General features: G+C 63.5%; 11 protein-coding genes, 1 tRNA gene, 2 rRNA genes and 2 pseudogenes (1 of these 16 cut by a window edge). 11 read left to right on the top strand and 5 right to left on the bottom strand.

The annotated features are described in order from the left end of the window. From I6L36_RS11230 to I6L36_RS11220, 3 genes are all read left to right on the top strand, one after another. Positions 1–2,522, top strand: a 23S ribosomal RNA gene (locus I6L36_RS11230); it begins 368 nt to the left of the window's first position. An 84-nt stretch (positions 2,523–2,606) separates the two neighbouring features. Continuing rightward, positions 2,607–2,721 (top strand): 5S ribosomal RNA (rrf, locus tag I6L36_RS11225). A 96-nt stretch (positions 2,722–2,817) separates the two neighbouring features. Beyond that, positions 2,818–2,894, top strand: a tRNA-Asp gene (locus tag I6L36_RS11220). Positions 2,895–3,171: 277 nt separating this feature from the next. On the opposite strand, the gene I6L36_RS11215 is transcribed toward I6L36_RS11220, so the two are convergent. Beyond that, positions 3,172–3,504 carry a cupin domain-containing protein gene (locus tag I6L36_RS11215; RefSeq protein WP_109112637.1) on the bottom strand — a complete coding sequence of 111 codons (333 nt, stop codon included), beginning with the start codon at positions 3,502–3,504 and terminating at the stop codon, positions 3,172–3,174. Between the two features lie 205 nt (positions 3,505–3,709). Here I6L36_RS11215 and I6L36_RS11210 point away from each other — a divergent pair, with 205 nt between their 5' ends. From I6L36_RS11210 to dhaM, 4 genes and pseudogenes are all read left to right on the top strand, one after another. Then, on the top strand, positions 3,710–5,068 hold the full coding sequence (locus I6L36_RS11210; RefSeq protein ID WP_201902323.1) for an NCS2 family permease: 1,359 nt from the start codon (positions 3,710–3,712) through the stop codon (positions 5,066–5,068). 227 nt (positions 5,069–5,295) lie between these two features. Beyond that, positions 5,296–6,366, top strand: coding sequence for a dihydroxyacetone kinase subunit DhaK (gene dhaK, locus I6L36_RS11205; RefSeq protein ID WP_109112635.1), 1,071 nt, complete (start codon positions 5,296–5,298; stop codon positions 6,364–6,366). 9 nt (positions 6,367–6,375) lie between these two features. Next, positions 6,376–7,005, top strand: a pseudogene (dhaL, locus tag I6L36_RS11200) (dihydroxyacetone kinase subunit DhaL). Position 7,006: 1 nt separating this feature from the next. Then, positions 7,007–7,723, top strand: coding sequence for a dihydroxyacetone kinase phosphoryl donor subunit DhaM (gene dhaM / locus I6L36_RS11195; protein WP_109112634.1), 717 nt, complete (start codon positions 7,007–7,009; stop codon positions 7,721–7,723). A gap of 60 nt (positions 7,724–7,783) precedes the next feature. Here the strand turns inward: dhaM and dhaR are convergent, their stop codons facing one another. Together dhaR and I6L36_RS11185 are read right to left on the bottom strand one after the other, a co-directional pair. Continuing rightward, positions 7,784–9,685, bottom strand: coding sequence for a dihydroxyacetone kinase operon transcriptional regulator DhaR (gene dhaR / locus I6L36_RS11190; protein WP_109112638.1), 1,902 nt, complete (start codon positions 9,683–9,685; stop codon positions 7,784–7,786). Between the two features lie 72 nt (positions 9,686–9,757). After that, positions 9,758–10,651, bottom strand: coding sequence for a LysR family transcriptional regulator (locus tag I6L36_RS11185; protein ID WP_109112633.1), 894 nt, complete (start codon positions 10,649–10,651; stop codon positions 9,758–9,760). A 116-nt stretch (positions 10,652–10,767) separates the two neighbouring features. On the opposite strand from I6L36_RS11185, the gene I6L36_RS11180 reads away from it, so the two are divergent. From I6L36_RS11180 to I6L36_RS22260, 4 genes and pseudogenes are all read left to right on the top strand, one after another. Then, positions 10,768–11,820, top strand: coding sequence for an agmatine/peptidylarginine deiminase (locus I6L36_RS11180; protein ID WP_109112632.1), 1,053 nt, complete (start codon positions 10,768–10,770; stop codon positions 11,818–11,820). A gap of 132 nt (positions 11,821–11,952) precedes the next feature. After that, a complete protein-coding gene (gene aguB, locus I6L36_RS11175) occupies positions 11,953–12,852 on the top strand; it encodes an N-carbamoylputrescine amidase (protein WP_109112631.1) in 900 nt (299 codons plus the stop codon). Continuing rightward, positions 12,849–13,958: an extracellular solute-binding protein gene (locus I6L36_RS11170; RefSeq protein ID WP_109112630.1), complete on the top strand. Its 1,110-nt coding sequence runs from the start codon at positions 12,849–12,851 to the stop codon at positions 13,956–13,958. Before aguB ends, I6L36_RS11170 begins: the two co-directional genes overlap by 4 nt. 16 nt (positions 13,959–13,974) lie before the next feature. Next, positions 13,975–15,095 (top strand): annotated as a pseudogene (locus I6L36_RS22260) (agmatine/peptidylarginine deiminase). A gap of 90 nt (positions 15,096–15,185) precedes the next feature. Here I6L36_RS22260 and I6L36_RS11160 read toward each other — a convergent pair. Then, a complete protein-coding gene (locus tag I6L36_RS11160; protein ID WP_109112629.1) occupies positions 15,186–15,890 on the bottom strand; it encodes an SDR family oxidoreductase in 705 nt (234 codons plus the stop codon). A gap of 365 nt (positions 15,891–16,255) precedes the next feature. Further along, positions 16,256–17,341 (bottom strand): AI-2E family transporter YdiK, encoded by a 1,086-nt coding sequence (gene ydiK, locus I6L36_RS11155; RefSeq protein ID WP_029314855.1) that lies wholly within the window; start codon positions 17,339–17,341, stop codon positions 16,256–16,258. Between the last annotated feature and the right edge of the window lie 3 nt (positions 17,342–17,344).

Genomic DNA, 17,344 nt, shown 5'->3' with positions numbered 1-17,344 from the left:
GGCGGGACACGTGACATCCTGTCTGAATATGGGGGGACCATCCTCCAAGGCTAAATACTCCTGACTGACCGATAGTGAACCAGTACCGTGAGGGAAAGGCGAAAAGAACCCCTGTGAGGGGAGTGAAATAGAACCTGAAACCGTGTACGTACAAGCAGTGGGAGCCCTTCGGGGTGACTGCGTACCTTTTGTATAATGGGTCAGCGACTTACATTTTGTAGCGAGGTTAACCGTATAGGGGAGCCGTAGGGAAACCGAGTCTTAACTGGGCGTCTAGTTGCAAGGTGTAGACCCGAAACCGGGTGATCTAGCCATGGGCAGGTTGAAGGTTGAGTAACATCAACTGGAGGACCGAACCCACTAACGTTGCAAAGTTAGGGGATGACCTGTGGCTGGGGGTGAAAGGCCAATCAAACTCGGAGATAGCTGGTTCTCCCCGAAAGCTATTTAGGTAGCGCCTCGGACGAATACTAGTGGGGGTAGAGCACTGTTTGGGCTAGGGGGTCATCCCGACTTACCAACCCCATGCAAACTCCGAATACCAGTAAGTACTATCCGGGAGACACACGGCGGGTGCTAACGTCCGTCGTGAAGAGGGAAACAACCCAGACCGCCGGCTAAGGTCCCAAAGTTCTGGTTAAGTGGGAAACGATGTGGGAAGGCTCAGACAGCTAGGATGTTGGCTTAGAAGCAGCCATCATTTAAAGAAAGCGTAATAGCTCACTAGTCGAGTCGGCCTGCGCGGAAGATGTAACGGGGCTCAAACCAGGCACCGAAGCCGCGGATTCACACTTATGTGTGAGTGGTAGGGGAGCGTTCTGTAAGTCTGCGAAGGTGTATCGAGAGGTATGCTGGAGATATCAGAAGTGCGAATGCTGACGTAAGTAACGATAAAGGGGGTGAAAAGCCTCCTCGCCGGAAGACCAAGGGTTCCTGTCCAACGTTAATCGGGGCAGGGTGAGTCGACCCCTAAGGTGAGGCCGAAAGGCGTAATCGATGGGAAGCAGGTTAATATTCCTGCACGACTTGTAATTGCGATGGGGGGACGGAGAAGGCTAGGTGGGCCAGGCGACGGTTGTCCTGGTGAAAGTGCGTAGGTGGTGTTTCTAGGCAAATCCGGAGACACAACACTGAGACACGAGACGAACGCACTACGGTGCGGAAGCCATTGATGCCCTGCTTCCAGGAAAAGCCTCTAAGCTTCAGATTACAAGTCATCGTACCCCAAACCGACACAGGTGGTCGGGTAGAGAATACCAAGGCGCTTGAGAGAACTCGGGTGAAGGAACTAGGCAAAATAGAACCGTAACTTCGGGAGAAGGTTCGCTCTTGATGGTGAAGTCCCTTGCGGATGGAGCTGTCGGGAGTCGCAGTGACCAGATGGCTGGGACTGTTTATCAAAAACACAGCACTCTGCAAACACGAAAGTGGACGTATAGGGTGTGACACCTGCCCGGTGCCGGAAGGTTAATTGATGGGGTTAGCGCAAGCGAAGCTCTTGATCGAAGCCCCGGTAAACGGCGGCCGTAACTATAACGGTCCTAAGGTAGCGAAATTCCTTGTCGGGTAAGTTCCGACCTGCACGAATGGTGTAACCATGGCCATGCTGTCTCCACCCGAGACTCAGTGAAATCGAATTCGCCGTGAAGATGCGGTGTACCCGCGGCTAGACGGAAAGACCCCGTGAACCTTTACTACAGCTTGGCACTGAACATTGAACCTACATGTGTAGGATAGGTGGGAGGCTTTGAAGGCGTGACGCCAGTTGCGCTGGAGCCGTCCTTGAAATACCACCCTTGTATGTTTGATGTTCTAACGCAGGGCCCTGAATCGGGCTCGCGGACAGTGCCTGGTGGGTAGTTTGACTGGGGCGGTCTCCTCCCAAAGAGTAACGGAGGAGCACGAAGGTTGGCTAATCCTGGTCGGACATCAGGAGGTTAGTGCAATGGCATAAGCCAGCTTAACTGCGAGACGGACAGGTCGAGCAGGTACGAAAGTAGGTCATAGTGATCCGGTGGTTCTGAATGGAAGGGCCATCGCTCAACGGATAAAAGGTACTCCGGGGATAACAGGCTGATACCGCCCAAGAGTTCATATCGACGGCGGTGTTTGGCACCTCGATGTCGGCTCATCACATCCTGGGGCTGAAGTCGGTCCCAAGGGTATGGCTGTTCGCCATTTAAAGTGGTACGCGAGCTGGGTTCAGAACGTCGTGAGACAGTTCGGTCCCTATCTGCCGTGGGCGTTGGATGATTGAAGGGAGTTGCTCCTAGTACGAGAGGACCGGAGTGAACGAACCTCTGGTGTTCGGGTTGTCACGCCAGTGGCACTGCCCGGTAGCTAAGTTCGGAATCGATAACCGCTGAAAGCATCTAAGCGGGAAGCGAGCCCTGAGATGAGTCATCCCTGACCCCTTGAGGGTCCTAAAGGGCCGTTGGAGACCACAACGTTGATAGGTGGGGTGTGTAAGCGTAGCGATACGTTGAGCTAACCCATACTAATTACCCGTGAGGCTTAACCATACAACACCCAAGAAGTGTTCTGAGACTTGTAGCAGATACCGAGAACGAATAACTAAATCAGCTTTTTCAGATTGAAGATTTTTGCCTGGCGGCAATAGCGCAGTGGAACCACCTGACCCCATGCCGAACTCAGAAGTGAAACGCTGTAGCGCCGATGGTAGTGTGGCATTCGCCATGCGAGAGTAGGACACTGCCAGGCACCCAATTAAACAGCGATGTGAAGAATCACGTCACTGGCTGCGAGGATGACACCTCATAGAAGCGGCACATGATTTAGCGAAAGCTAACCGAATGCGGAGCGGTAGTTCAGTCGGTTAGAATACCGGCCTGTCACGCCGGGGGTCGCGGGTTCGAGTCCCGTCCGCTCCGCCACTAAATTGAAAGGCCTTCCCTATCGGGAAGGCCTTTTTGCTTTCTGGCGTCTGGATAAGAGCTCAGAGCACAAGAAGCAACCACCAGGGCTGTGACTTGCCACTGGCAACTTTGTCCCGCTCTGTTGTCCCTTGTGCTTGAGCCGGACTTTGTCCGTCTCTGCGTCCGTTATGCCACTAACAAGAAGCCCAGTCGACAGACTGGGCTTTTTTTCGTCTCCACGCTCTCCTCTTCGATCTTCGCAGCAGAAGCATTGCCTTCTTGAGCCGTAAGCTTGCTAGTAATAGACGCAGAGCCAGATGGTTGTCTCGGTCGGATGGGTCCACTCCACCCTGTGCTGAAGGTGCGCCGGGATGTTGATGTAATCCCCCGGCCCCAGATGGACGCGTTCCTGTACCCCGGCATCCGGTGTGATGAAGACCAGGATGGCCTCTCCCTGCGCCAGCAATACCCATTCGTGTTCATCCTGATCGAACCACTCTCCGGTAGGGGTCTGTTGTCCCTGGGAGAGAATGCGCTCGATACGAACATTGTTGGTACTGACCAGATCCGCGAACACTTCACTGGGCAGGGGGGAGGGGATCTGGCCAAGCAGGTTGCCTGTGTGCATGGGCTTCTCTCCGGTAGATGGGAACGTGGCTAGCTAAGAGTGTAGAAGCTTGGGATGGGCCGCTCTCATGGAAATGAGGCTTCCAACGAGCCCTTTTATGAAAAACTTCGGGGAAATGGAGGCTTATCCGCTGCAATCTCGCCAAATTCTTGCTATTTTGCGCGCCAGCAAGCAAACGATTTCCTTCACACTTTCAGGATGAACTATGGCAACGCAACAAACGACGGCCCGCGCCAGCAATGGCGGGTTTCTGGATTCCTATTTCTCCATCAGCCAGCGTGGCAGCACGGTGCGACAGGAGCTGCTGGCCGGGTTGACCACCTTCCTGGCGATGGTCTACAGCATCATCGTCGTGCCGAACATGCTGGGCGCAGCCGGTTTTGAGCAGGGCCCGGTGTTTGTGGCGACCTGTCTGATCGCCGCCTTCGGCTCCCTGCTGATGGGGCTCTGGGCCAAGCTGCCGATGGCCATCGGTTGTGCCATCTCTCTCACCGCCTTTACAGCCTTCAGCCTGGTGCTGGGTCAGGGGCTGAGCATCCCGGTCGCGCTGGGCGCCATCTTCCTGATGGGGGTGCTGTTCACCCTGATCAGCGTCACCGGCGTGCGCCAGTGGATCCTGGACAACCTTCCCTCCGGCATCGCCCACGGTACCGGCATCGGTATCGGCCTGTTCCTGCTGCTGATCGCCACCAACGGGGTCGGCATGGTGATCAAGAATGAAGGAGCGGGCCTGCCGGTGCAGCTCGGCGAGATCACTGCCTTCCCGGTCATCATGACGGTGCTGGGTCTGGCTGCCATCTTCGGCCTGGAGCGCCGCAAGGTGCCGGGCGGCATCCTGATGGTGATCATCGCCATCTCCATCCTCGGCCTCATCTTCGATCCGAAAGTGACCTGGCAGGGCTTCTTCGCCATGCCGAGCCTGAGTGGCGAGAATGGCTCCTTGGTGGGCAGCATGGATCTGCTGGGCGCCCTCAATCCGGTGGTGATTCCGACCGTGTTGGCCCTGGTGATGACCGCCGTGTTTGACGCCACCGGCACCATCCGTGCCGTGGCCGGTCAGGCTGGCCTCATCAACGAGCGTGGCCACATCATCAGCGGTGGCAAGGCCCTGACTGCGGACTCCGTCAGCAGTATGGTGGCGGGCGTGGTAGGTGGTGCTCCGGCAGCCGTCTACATCGAATCCGCCGCAGGGACCGCTGCCGGCGGCAAGACAGGTCTGACCGCCACCCTGGTCGGCGTGCTCTTCCTGCTGATGATCTTCCTCTCCCCGCTGAGCTATCTGGTACCGGCCTACGCCACCGCACCGGCCCTGATGTATGTGGGCCTGCTGATGCTGGGCAACGTCACCAAGCTGGACTTCAACGACTCGGTCGATGCCCTCTCCGGCATGCTGTGCGCCGTCTTCATCGTGCTCACCTGCAACATCGTCACCGGCATCATGTTAGGCTTCGTGGCCCTGGTGGTCGGCCGCCTGTTTGCCGCCGAGTGGAAGAAGCTCAACATCGGCACCGTCATCATCGCCGTGGCCCTGGTGATCTTCTACGCCGGTGGCTGGGCCATCTAATCTTCACGCTATCGAGAAGGGCCCTGCGGGGCCCTTTTTCATGGCTGTGAGGCGGCTAACACTTTCCCGGGTCTCCCCATCCGCTTGTTTCAGATTGAAACGTCAGGCTTTGTTTGCTGTTTCAGATCCGAACCGAAACCCCTGTCATTTTTATCCTCCTATGGCTCGCTAGACTGGCTGCATCAACCATCTGTCCACCCGTGTGGTGGCAAGCCAAGGAGTGAGCCATGAAGAAGCTGATCAACGCTGTCGATGCCGTGGTCCGTGAACAACTAATGGGGATGGCCGCTGCCCACCCCGAGCTCAAGGTGCGAATCGAACCCCACTACATCACCCGCGCCGACGCCCCCGTGACGGGCAAGGTGGCGCTGGTCTCCGGTGGCGGCAGCGGCCACGAGCCCATGCACGGTGGCCTGGTGGGCAAAGGAATGCTGGATGGTGCCTGCCCCGGCGAGATCTTCACGTCCCCGACCCCGGATCAGATGTACGAGTGCGGTCAGGCCGTCGACGGCGGCGCCGGCGTGCTGTTTCTGGTGAAGAACTACACCGGCGACGTGCTCAACTTCGAGACCGCGGTCGAGCTGCTGCACGGTGACGGGGTCAAGGTGGGCTTCGCCCTCATCGATGACGACGTGGCGGTCAAGGACAGCCTCTACACCGCGGGCCGCCGCGGGGTTGCCACGACAGTGCTGTGCGAGAAGCTGGTCGGTGCCGCCGCCGAGGCGGGCTACGATCTGGCGCGCTGCGAGGCGTTGGCCCGTCGCATCAACAACCAGAGCCGCACCATAGGCGTGGCCATGCACGCCTGCACCGTGCCTGCTGCCGGCAAGCCCTCCTTCACCCTGGCTGACAACGAGGTGGAGTTCGGCGTGGGCATCCACGGCGAGCCGGGCATCGAGCGCCGTCCCTTCACCGACCTCAACGCCCTGGTGGACGACATGTTCAAGGAGCTGACCGACAACAGCCCCTATGGCCGCACTCTGCGCCACTGGGACAGAGGCACCGGCAGCTGGCAGGAAGAGCACACCTTTATCGAGCCGCTCAATGGGGGTGACAGGGTCATCGTCCTGGTCAACAGCCTCGGCGGCACCCCCATCTCCGAGCTCTACGGCGTCTACGGCCGCCTCGCGGCCCTGTGTGAAGAGGCGGGCATCCACCTGGTGCGCAACCTCATCGGCCCCTACTGCACCTCTCTCGACATGACCGGCATCTCCATCACCCTGCTCAAGGTGGATGACGAGCTGATGACCCTGTGGGATGCCCCCGTTCACACCCCCGCCCTGCGGCGCGGCTGCTGAGGAATATTCATGTTAAGCAAGCATCAGATCGTCAACTGGCTGCTCGACTGCGAGCACATCTTCACCGAGCAGCGTGACTACCTCACGGCGCTGGATACCGACATCGGCGACGGCGACCACGGCCTCAACATGCAGCGCGGCTTTGCCAAGGTGGCGGAGAAGCTGCCCGCAGTGGCGGACAAGGACATCGGCCAGGTGCTCAAAACCACCGGCATGACGTTGCTTTCCTCGGTCGGCGGCGCCAGCGGACCCCTCTACGGCACCTTCTTCATCCGGGCCGCGGCCAGCAGCGATGCCTGCCAGAGCCTGACCCTCGGCCAGCTCGGCAAGATGCTGAGCGACGGGGTGGAGGGGATCGTCTCCCGCGGCCGCGCCGAGCCGGGTGACAAGACCATGTGTGACGCCTGGTGGCCCGCTCTGGCCGCCCTGTAACAGGCGGAACAACAGGGCCTGCCGCTCCCCGAGGCGCTGGACAAGGCGGTGGCTGCCGCGGCAGCCGGCACCGAGGCCACCATCCAGATGCAGGCCCACAAGGGGCGCGCCAGCTATCTTGGTGAGCGCAGCATCGGCCATCAGGATGCGGGGGCCACCTCGACCCTGCTGCTGCTGACCGCCCTGCGTGACAGAGCGAGGTTGTGACATGATCGGCATCGTAGTGGTCTCTCACAGCGCCATGCTTGCGGCCGGTTTGAAAGCCCTGGCCGATCAGCTGGGCAGCCCGGCGAAACTGTTGCTGGCGGCCGGGGTCGATGACCCCGCCCATCCCATCGGCACCGACGCCATCGCCGTGATGAGTGCGATGGAAGAGGCGGATGACGGCAGCGGGGTGCTGGTGCTGATGGACTTGGGCAGCGCCCTCCTGAGCGCCGAGACCGCCCTCGAGCTGCTGCCCCCCGAGCTGAGCGCCCGGGTGCGGCTCAGCCCCGCCCCGCTGGTCGAGGGCACTCTGGCCGCCGTGGTGGCCGCTGGCGCAGGCCTGACGCTGGACGAGGTAGCCGCCGAGGCGCTTGGCGCCCTGGGCCCGAAACAGGGAATGCTGCCTGCCAGTGCGGCGCAGGCTACCACGGAGGCAGCCCCCGTTGCCGACGACGGCTGGCTGCGCTGTGAGGTGGTGGTGGAGAATCCCCACGGCCTGCATGTGCGCCCCGCCGCCCGACTGGTCGCGGCACTCAAGCCCTTTGCCGCTGAACTCAGGCTGCAAAAGGGGGAGAAAGAGGCGAATCCCCGCAGCCTGAGCCGGCTCGCGATGCTCGATGTACGCCAGGGGGACAGGCTCATCCTGCTGGCGCGAGGTGAGGATGCCGGGGCGGCGCTGAGCTGCTTCCAGCAACTGGCGCAGGATCGCTTCGGCGACTGAAACATTTCCCCATCCGGGCCCCGTCACGACGGGGCCCGCTTTTTTTGAGGGGCGTTCTGGTCAGTGGTGGTAGTCGGCGGGATCGATGTCGAGCAGTTTGAGCCGCCGCCAGAGGGTGGTGCGGCTGATCCCGAGCTGGCGCGCCATCTGGCTGACCTGGCCCTTGCTGGCACGGGCGGCCCGCAGGATTGCCTGATGCTCCAGCTCCGCCAGGGTGAGCAGCGGCTGTCCCACCACCTCGTCCGCCAGCAGGCAATGACCCTGGCGGATGGCGGCCGGGAGCGCCCGGGGCGGGATCTGTGCCTCACTGCAATGCAGCAGGGCGTACTCGATGGCGCTGCGCAGCTCCCCCAGGTTGCCGGGCCAGGGGTAGGCCAGCAGGCAGTCGAGGGCGTCAGGGGTGAACTGGCGCCCCGATTCGCCCCCCTGCACCGTAAGGTGCTGGCGGATGAGGCCAGGCAGATCGGCGCTGCGCTCCCGCAGGCTCGGCAGCCAGAGTTCGCACCCTTGCAGCGCATAGAGCAGCTGGCGTCCGAATCCCCCCTCCTGCACCCGCTGCTCCAGCGGGGCGCTGCTGGTCGCGATGATCCTCACCCTGAGGGGGAGGATGCGGGCGGAGTCGAAGCGCTGGATGCGCCCCGTCTTGAGCAGTTGCAGCAGGGCGGCTTGCATGGGGGCGGGCAGGCACTCCACCTGCTCCAGTACCAGGGTGCCACCGTGAGCCAGCTCGAACTTGCCTGCCCGCTCCTGCCCCGCCTCGTCGGACCCCATGAGTTCCAGCGCCATCCGCTCACTCGGCCATGCCTGGCAGTTGAAGATGACCAGGGGGCCGGCGGCTCGCTCGCTGCCAAAGTGGATGGCCTCCGCCAGTTGGGCCTTGCCCACCTCCTCTTCCCCTCGCAGCAGGACGGGGCCCTGTCCCCTGGCCGCCTGGCGGGCGTGGCGCAGCAGTTTGCGCATGGCGCTTGACTCTCCCACCAGGGCGGAGAGCTCGGGCACCGTCTGGCGCAGTTGATGAATGGCGCGCAATCGATCGGTGGGATGGAGCAGGACGATGAAGCTGACCCCGTCCGGCCCCGGGAGGGGCTTGAGGCTCACCAGGGCGTCGATGAAGGCCTCGCCCCGGGTCTCTCGCCGCTCCAGCGTCACCTCCACATGGCTCAGAGGGGTCATCTCCGCGATGGCCAGACGCAGGCGCTGGGGCAACAGCAGATGGTGAGCGAGGGGGTGGCCCAGGCAGACAGCCGGGTCGAGTTGCAGCCGACTGGCCGCCAGGGCGTTGAGGTAGCGCAGCCGCCCCTGGGGATCCCAGGCCAGCACGCCGTCTTCCATGCCATCCAACAGGGCATAGAGCTCGCTCAAGTGGTGCTGGGACTCCTGCATCAGGCGCTCCATCTGCAGCAGATTGGCCAGCTCACGGCCGGCGCTGACGGTGAGCGCGAGATCCCCCGGCGCGGCCTCTTCCACCCGGCAGATCAGGGCCACGATCGCCACCTGGCGACCGGTGCTGTTGTAGACAGGGCTGGCACAGCAGTGCCAGGGGTGGAGACGCTGGTTGAAGTGCTGGGGGCCGCTGACGCAGAGCGGCACCCCCTCCAGGGCCGCCAGGTTGACGGCATTGGTGCCGATGCGTCCCTCGCTGAAAAACGCGCCTGGGCCAAAACCGAGTGCCGCCAGCGCCTGCAGGGTATCGGGGTGGCCGGTCCGGGCCAGCAGGCAACCGCTCTCGTCGGTGAGCAGCAGGGCGCAGGGGCGCCCCTCCATGAACTCGTAGAGATCCTCCAGCGCCATCTCGCCGGTGGTGAGCAGGTCCCGCTTGCGCTGGCGCAGGCTCTCCAGGGTCTGCCCTCTGGCGCAGTGGGGAGGATGCCAGAGGGACGCGCTGGTCTGGTGGGCACAGCGCAGCCAGGAGGCCTGCAGGTGCTCGGGCCAGGACGAGAGGGGCTGGGGAACGGATGGCATGGTCACGGCGATATCCGGCAAGAGGGAAGGGGCCATTTAATCACCCTTGCCGCCCCGATTCAGTGACCGCTCTCAGAGTGTCGCGTCCTGGTCCCGGGTGGCAGCCTCTGCGGCAAACTGCTGCTGGAGCCATTGGCTCACCGCCCGGCACTGGGGGCTGCCTTCGCTCTCCTGATGGATCAGCATGTTCCAGTTCGGCCCGGCCACCCGGTGGGATGAGAGGGGCAGCAGCCACCCCTGTCGGCGTGCGTCGCGAGAGAGCAGCTCGCTCGCCAGCGCCACCCCGAGCCCGGAGCTGGCCGCATCCTGCAACAAGCCGGGATCGGAGAAGTTGAGCCCCTGGGTCTGCAGGTGCAGATCGTCGCCGCCCTTGAGGGTCCAGTGGTGCCAGTCCATCTCCCGCTCCCCGTGCAGGGTGGTGCGCTCCTGCGCGGGCTGTGCCAGCACGGCCGGGCTCGCCACCGGCAGCAGCCGATCCGCCAGCAGCGGCTGATGGCGGCATTCCGCCTGGGGAGCCAGCCCCCAGCGCAGCGAAATGTCGATGGTCTGCTCGGCCATGTTCGGCGTGTCGTCGCTGGTGAACAGCCAGAGATCGATGCCCGGATGCTGGCGGTGAAGGTCGGCCAGCCGGGGCAGCAGCCAGAGGCGGGCGATGGCGGTGCTGGTGTTGAGCACCAGCTGGTTCGGCTTGCGGTACTGCTCGAGGCGCTGTATTCCCACCGCCAGTTGCAGCAGCACCTGCTGGGTCGTCTCCAGCAGATCCTGGCCCGCGTCGGTCAGGGCGACGGAACGTCCCTGGCGGTGAAACAGAGGCTGGCCAAGCAGCTCCTCCAGCGAGCGGATCTGCTGACTGATGGCAGACTGGGTGAGGTGCAGCTCCTGGGCCGCCTGATGAAAGCTGCCGAGCCTGGCCGCCGCCTCGAAGCCGCGCAGCACGTTGAGAGGGGGCCAGTGTTTGAACATCATTGATTAGCTCCACTTATCACTTTTATCGAAAATCGATCGTTTTTTACCCATCAACGGGGAGAATAGTCTATTCCCATCGTCAATAACCTTAATAGTACCTAATCAGAGAGGCTGAGATGCGCGAGCAGGGAATGAGGGCTGTGGGCTGGTTCATGCCAGCGGAGTGGTGCCGGCACGCGGCGACCTGGATGGTCTGGCCGCACAACAAGGCGCTGTGGGAAAACGGCTGGGGCGTAACCCTGCCCCAGGTCCAGCAGGACTTCGCCCGGGTGGTCAATGCCATCGCCCGCTTCGAACCGGTGAACCTGGTGGTGGATCCCGCCGCACAGGCCGAGGCTCGCGTCCTGTGCGGCGACGGGGGGCGCTTCATTCCCCTGCCGGTGGATGACAGCTGGTGCCGTGACTCCGGCCCCACCTTCATCTGCCATCCCGAGCTTGGCACCGCCGGGATCAGCTGGCGTTTCAACGCCTGGGGCGGCAAGTCGGCCCACGGTCTGGATGAGGGGCTGGCGCGGCGCGTTCTCAACAGCCTGGAGCTGGAGTGCATCGGCAGCTTCCTCGCCAACGAAGGGGGCGCCATCCATGTGGATGGGGAGGGCACCCTGATCACCACGGAGTCGGTGCTGCTCAACAGCAACCGCAACCCCGGCATGACCAAAGTGGAGATCGAACGGATCTTCAGCCGCCTGCTCGGCATCGAGAAGACTATCTGGCTGCCGGGGGATCCGGACCACGTCACCGGCGACATGACGGACGGTCATGTGGACGGGGTCTGCGCCTTCAGCCGCCCCGGTCACCTGCTGGTGGACGCCACCCTGGACGGGCACTCCACCTATGGCCGCGTGGTGCGGGAGAATCGCCGAGCCCTGGCCCTGGCCACCGATGCGAGAGGTCGATCCTTCGAGTGCCTCGAGCTGTTCGAGGCGAGCGAGGCGGTGGACGCCGAGGCGGAGGTGTTCTGCGCCTCCTACACCAACTTCTACCTCGCCAACGGCGCCATCATCATGCCCGCCTACGGCGTAAGCGCGGACGAGGCGGCGGGGGAGGTGCTGAGGCGCGCCTTCCCGAACAGGCAGCTGGTGCCGGTGCGCATCAACCAGTTGGCCCACGGCGGGGGCGGCATTCACTGCATCACCCAGCAGCAGCCGGCCTGGCCGGTGCAGGGGTAAGCGTTTGGAGCGGCCTCGTCGGGCGTCTGCGAGGCCTCATGACGGGATCAGGGAGAAGAGATTCATGAACAAGGTCGTCGCAACCATGCAGTTCGCCTGTCAGCGGGAACGCGTGTCAGGGAGGGTATCCGGATGAGCAAGATCGTTGTCGCCACCACACAATTCGCTTGCAGCTGGGAGCTGGAGCGCAATCTGGACACAGCGGAGAGCCTGGTACGGGACGCCGCCGCCAGGGGGGCCAACCTGGTGCTGTTGCAGGAGCTCTTCGCCACCCCCTATTTCTGCATCGAGCAATACCACGGCCATCTGGCGCTGGCGGAGTCGTTCGAGCAGAGCCGGGTGTTGCGCCGCTTCTCGGCCCTGGCGCGGGAACTGGGGGTGGTGCTGCCCATCAGCTGGTTTGAGCGCGCGGGCAACGCCTGCTTCAACTCCCTGGCGATGGCGGATGCGGATGGTCGCCTGCTCGGGGTCTATCGCAAGACCCATATCCCGAACGCCATCGGTTATCAGGAGAAGGAGTATTTCAGCCCGGGGGATACGGGGTTTCGGGTCTGGGACACGGCCGCTGGCCGCATCGGGGTCGGCATCTGCTGGGATCAGTGGTTCCCGGAGGCGGCCCGCGCCATGGCGCTGCAGGGGGCCGAGCTGCTGCTCTATCCCACCGCCATCGGCTCGGAGCCGGGAGCAGAGGGGCTCGATTCGCGGGATCACTGGCAACTGACCCAGCGCGGCCACGCCGCCGCCAACATCATGCCGGTGATCGCCGCCAACCGGGTGGGCCGGGAGGTGGCGACCCGGGATCCCGCGTTGCAGATGCGCTTCTATGGCTCCTCCTTCATCACGGATCACAAGGGGGCTCTGCTGGCCGAGGCGGACAGGGATACCCCGGGTGTGCTGGTGCGGGAGCTGGATCTCGCCGCCATGGCCGAGGAGCGGCTGACCTGGGGCATCTACCGGGATCGTCGCCCCGAGATGTATGGCGCCTTGCTGAGCCTGGATGGGCAGGGCCAGCGGGGAGGGCGTCCATCATGAGCCCCCTCACCAAGATAGCCACGGCACTGGCCCTGCTGCTGAGCCTGGGGGCCCAGGCCGCAGAAGGGATGGGGGAGGCGACAGAGGAGAAGGTGCTGCGCCTCTACAACTGGTCCGATTATTTCGCCCCCGATACCTTGAGCGAATTCACCAGGGAGACCGGGATCCGGGTCATCTACGACGTGATGGACAGCAGCGAGACCCTGGAGGCCAAGCTGATGGCGGGTCGCAGCGGGTATGACCTCATCTTCCCGGGGGACACGGTGGCGGAGCGGCTGATGCGGGCGGGCAGCCTGCAGTCACTCGACAAGGGCAAGCTGCAACACCTGGGGGACATAGACCCCGGCCTGGCGCGGTTGCAGCAGGCCTATCCCCATGCGAAGGAGGCGGTGGTGCCCTACACCTGGGGCACCATAGGGCTCACCTACAACGCGGACGCCATCCGGCAGAGGATGCCGGATGCCCCGGTCAGCAGCCTGGACATGCTGTTCAAGCCCGAGCTGGCGGCGAAATTTGCAGATTGCGGCATCTCGGTCATCGACTCCCCGGACGAGGTGCTGGCGGTGGTGCTGCACTATCTTGGGCGGGATCCCCGCAGCGGCAAGGCGGACGATCTGGAGGCGGCCCTGGCCCTGCTCAAGGGGATCAAGCCCTATATCCGCAAGTTCCAGTCCCAGCCGGTAACCCAGCTGGTGAACGGGGATCTCTGCCTCTCCCTGGGCTACAGCGGCGACATGACCCAGGCCAGGCGCGCCGCCGCCGAGGCGGGCAAGCGGGTCGACTTCGAATACCGATTGCCGAAGGAGGGGAGCACCATCTGGATGGACACCATGGCGATCCCGGCGGATGCCCCCCATCCTGACTATGCCTATGCCTTTATCAACTTCGTGATGCGCCCGGCCAACATGGCGGCCATCACCAACAGCACCGGCTATCCGACTGCCAGTGCCAAGGCCAGACCCATGGTGGATGCCACCATGACGGCCAACCCGGATATCTACCTGGACGAGGCCAGCTACCAGCGGCTCATTCCGGGTCAGGATATAGCACAATCCCAGATGCGTGCCCGCATGCGAGCCTGGACTCGCTTCAAGAGCAGCCTCTGAACCCAGGAGTAGAACGATGTTTTCCCGACGCCACGTATTGAAACAGCTGGTTGCCCTTGGCGCCATTGCCGGGTTTGGCAGCCTGCCCGGTGCCCGCGCGGCCTTCGCCGCCGGCGAACCCGGCGCCGCCGCTTGCTACCACATGCCGGAGGAGTCCTCCCCCCAGGCCCTGGTGTGGGTGGCCTTCGGGGCCACCAGCGAGATCTGGGGTCGCCACTACAAGGAGGTGCAGGCCACCATAGGGCGGCTGGTGCAGGCCATGGTGCCCCACACCCGGGTCAACGTGCTCTGCCACGAGGATGACGAGGCGCTGGCGCGCCAGTTGTGCGGCGAGCGCAACACCCACTTCGTCCACGCCGAGATGGATGACATCTGGCTGCGGGATACCGGCGGTGTCTTCGTGCAGGACGAGCAGGGAGGGCTCGGGCTGGTGGACTTCAACTTCAACGGCTGGGGTGACAAGCAGGAGCACAGCCATGACGCCAGGGTCGCCGCCCTGGTGGGTCGGCAGACGGAGGCCTATTACCTGCAGAGCGAGCTCATCGGTGAGGGGTCGGCATCGAGGTGGACGGCAACGGCACCGCCATCATGACCGAGAGCAGCTGGATCAACAGCAACCGCAACCCCGGCCTCACCAAGGCGCAGGTGGAGGCGGAGCTCAAGGCCAACCTGGGGCTGCGCAAGATCATCTGGCTGCCGGGGATCAAGGGCAAGGACATCACGGATGCCCACGTGGACTTCTACGCCCGCTTCGTGCGCCCCGGGGTGGTGGTGATCAACATGGACAACGATCCCGACTCCTACGACTACAAGGTGACCCGCCAGCACCTCGCCATCCTGCAGCAGGCGACGGACGCCGACGGCAACAAGCTGGAGCTGCATCAGCTGCCGCCGCCTCTGGGCGGGCGGGACAACAAGTTCAGCCGCAGCCCGGACTTTGCCGCCGGTTACATCAACTACCTGCCCATCAACGGCACCGTCATCGCTCCCCAGTTCGGGGATGCCAGGGCCGACCGCCATTGCCGGGATCTGCTGGCCCGCCTCTATCCGGGGCGCAAGATAGTGCAGATAGACATAGACCCGGTGGCGGCCGGTGGCGGCGGCATCCACTGCATCACCCTCCATCAACCTGCCTGATCTTACGCGCAGGCCGCCTCTGGCGGTGTGACGCAGAACAAGGGGCGCCTCGGCGCCCCTTGTTCTTGCTGGCGTTCCATGGCGCCTCGCTCAGATCCCCGTCATGCCGATCTCGTCGAGCTGGACGTGAGGGGGTTGGCGCAGGGTATAGAGCACGGCCTCGGCCAGATCCTCCACCTGCAGCCAGCCGGGCTTGCGATCGCCCGGGCAGGCCGGGGGCGGCACCTGCACCAGTCCGGGACAGAGGGTGTGGACCCGGACGCCCTGGTGTTGCACCTCTTCCCGCAGTGCCCGGGCGAACCCCAGCACCGCAAACTTGGCGGCGCAGTAGACGCTGGCCCTGGCATAGCCGTGCCTGGCGGCCTGGGAGGCGATGTTGATGACGGTGCCGTGGCGGCTCGCCAGCATGTCCGGCAGGCAGGCCCGGGTCAGCAGGAAGGTGCCCTTGGCACAGGTATCCATCACCCTGTCCCACTCCGATTCCGGCAGATCCTGCACCAGGTGGTCGCTGCCGACCCCGCTGTTGTTGATGAGCAGATCGACGGGGCCGAGCCGCTCCCGGATCCGGGCATGGCCGTCCCGCACCTGATCGCCGTCGCACACATCCAGCGCCAGAGCCATGACTCGCACTCCGTATCGCGCCTCCAGTCTGGCCGCTTCCTGCTCCAGCAGCCCCAGACGGCGGGAAGCCAGGATCAGCTCCACCCCCTGGCTGGCCAGGGCCTCAGCGATGGCCAGTCCGATGCCGCTGGCGCCGCCGCTGATGAGGGCCCGTGTTGCTCTCAGTTCGTTCATCTTGTGTTCTCCTCCAATGGTGCAGGCATTGTGGCGGGCACCTTCGGCAGGGAACAGGGGAGGGGAATGAGTGATTCGAACCCTGGTTCGTGTTTTGGCGTTCCGGTTCGAACTTTGGTTCTAAACGCCGCGACCAGCCGTCGGTTCGATTAGCCGTAAGGGGTAATCGGACGTTCGCGTAAATCAATTCTCCCGCTATAACAGCCATCCATATTTCCCTGCTGCAGATGCCGCTGATTCATGGACACACCGGACAGCGGCATCTCGATCGTCCGATTACGCTTCGCTAATCGAACCTGCATGGGACGGTAATAAACAAAAGAGCCGCCCTGGGGCGGCTCTTTGCATCGGGGATGAATGAATCGTCACGGCGCCTTGGGCGGCTCCACCAGAGCGCTCGCCGGTTGGTCATCTTCCTTGATCCAGGCATCCAGCAGGGTGTAGCCCACCGCCAGCACCACGGGGCCGATGAAGAGACCGATGATCCCCATGGCCAGCAGGCCGCCGATGACCCCCACCAGAATGAGGATCAGCGGCAGGTCGGCCCCGCGCTTGATGAGGAAGGGGCGCAGGAAGTTGTCCATGGTGCCCGCCAGCAGGGACCAGACCAGCAGGAAGGTGCCCCAGGTGGTGTCCCCGCTCCAGTAGAGGTAGCCGACGCTGGCCAGCAGCACCGGGAAGGGGCCTATCTGGGCGACGATCAGCAGGAACATCAGCACCACCAGCACCATGACATAGGGAATGCCGGCGATGAGCAGGCCCAGGCCCGCCACCGAGGATTGCACCAGGGCGGTCACCACCACCCCCATGGCGACGGCGCGGATGGCCTGGGAGGCGAGCACCACCGCATTGTCACCGCGCTGGCCCGCCAGACGGTGGGCGAAGCGGCGAATGCCTTCTGCCGCCTTCTCTCCCGAGTGGTAGAGCAGGCCGCAGATGGCCACGGTCAGCAGGAAGTGGACGAACAGCAGGCCGAGGTTGCCCGCCTGGGCCGCCAGCCAGCGGGCGGTCTGGCCGAAGTAGGGGGCCAGCTTGGTGAACAGCACCTGGCCGCCGCTCGCGAGGATCTGCTGCCAGAACTCATAGAGCTTGTCGCCCACCAGGGGCACTTGCTGCAACCAGAGCAGCTCGGGGGGCGGGGATTGGCTGAGCTCGGTGCCCAGCTCGATGAGCATGGGGGCCTTCTCCGCCACGTTGGCCAGCGTCATGAAGAGGGGAATGACGAAGATGAGCAGCAAGATGCTGGTCATCAGCAAGGCCGCCAGGGTGCGCTTGCCCCACAGCAGGCGCTGGGCCATCTGCATCAGGGGCCAGGTGGCGATGGTGATCATGGTCGACCACACCAGGGCGGGCAGGAAGGGGCGCAAGACCATGAAGCACGAGATGATGAGCAGGCTGAGGAACAGCAAGCCCAGGGTGATCTTGGCCAAATCCACTTTTTTCATATTCATGGC

Source organism: Aeromonas sp. FDAARGOS 1406, from assembly GCF_019048565.1.
Taxonomy (GTDB): domain Bacteria; phylum Pseudomonadota; class Gammaproteobacteria; order Enterobacterales; family Aeromonadaceae; genus Aeromonas; species Aeromonas caviae.
Note: the sequence above shows the minus strand (reverse complement) of the source record. Positions and strands in the feature narration are given on the sequence as shown.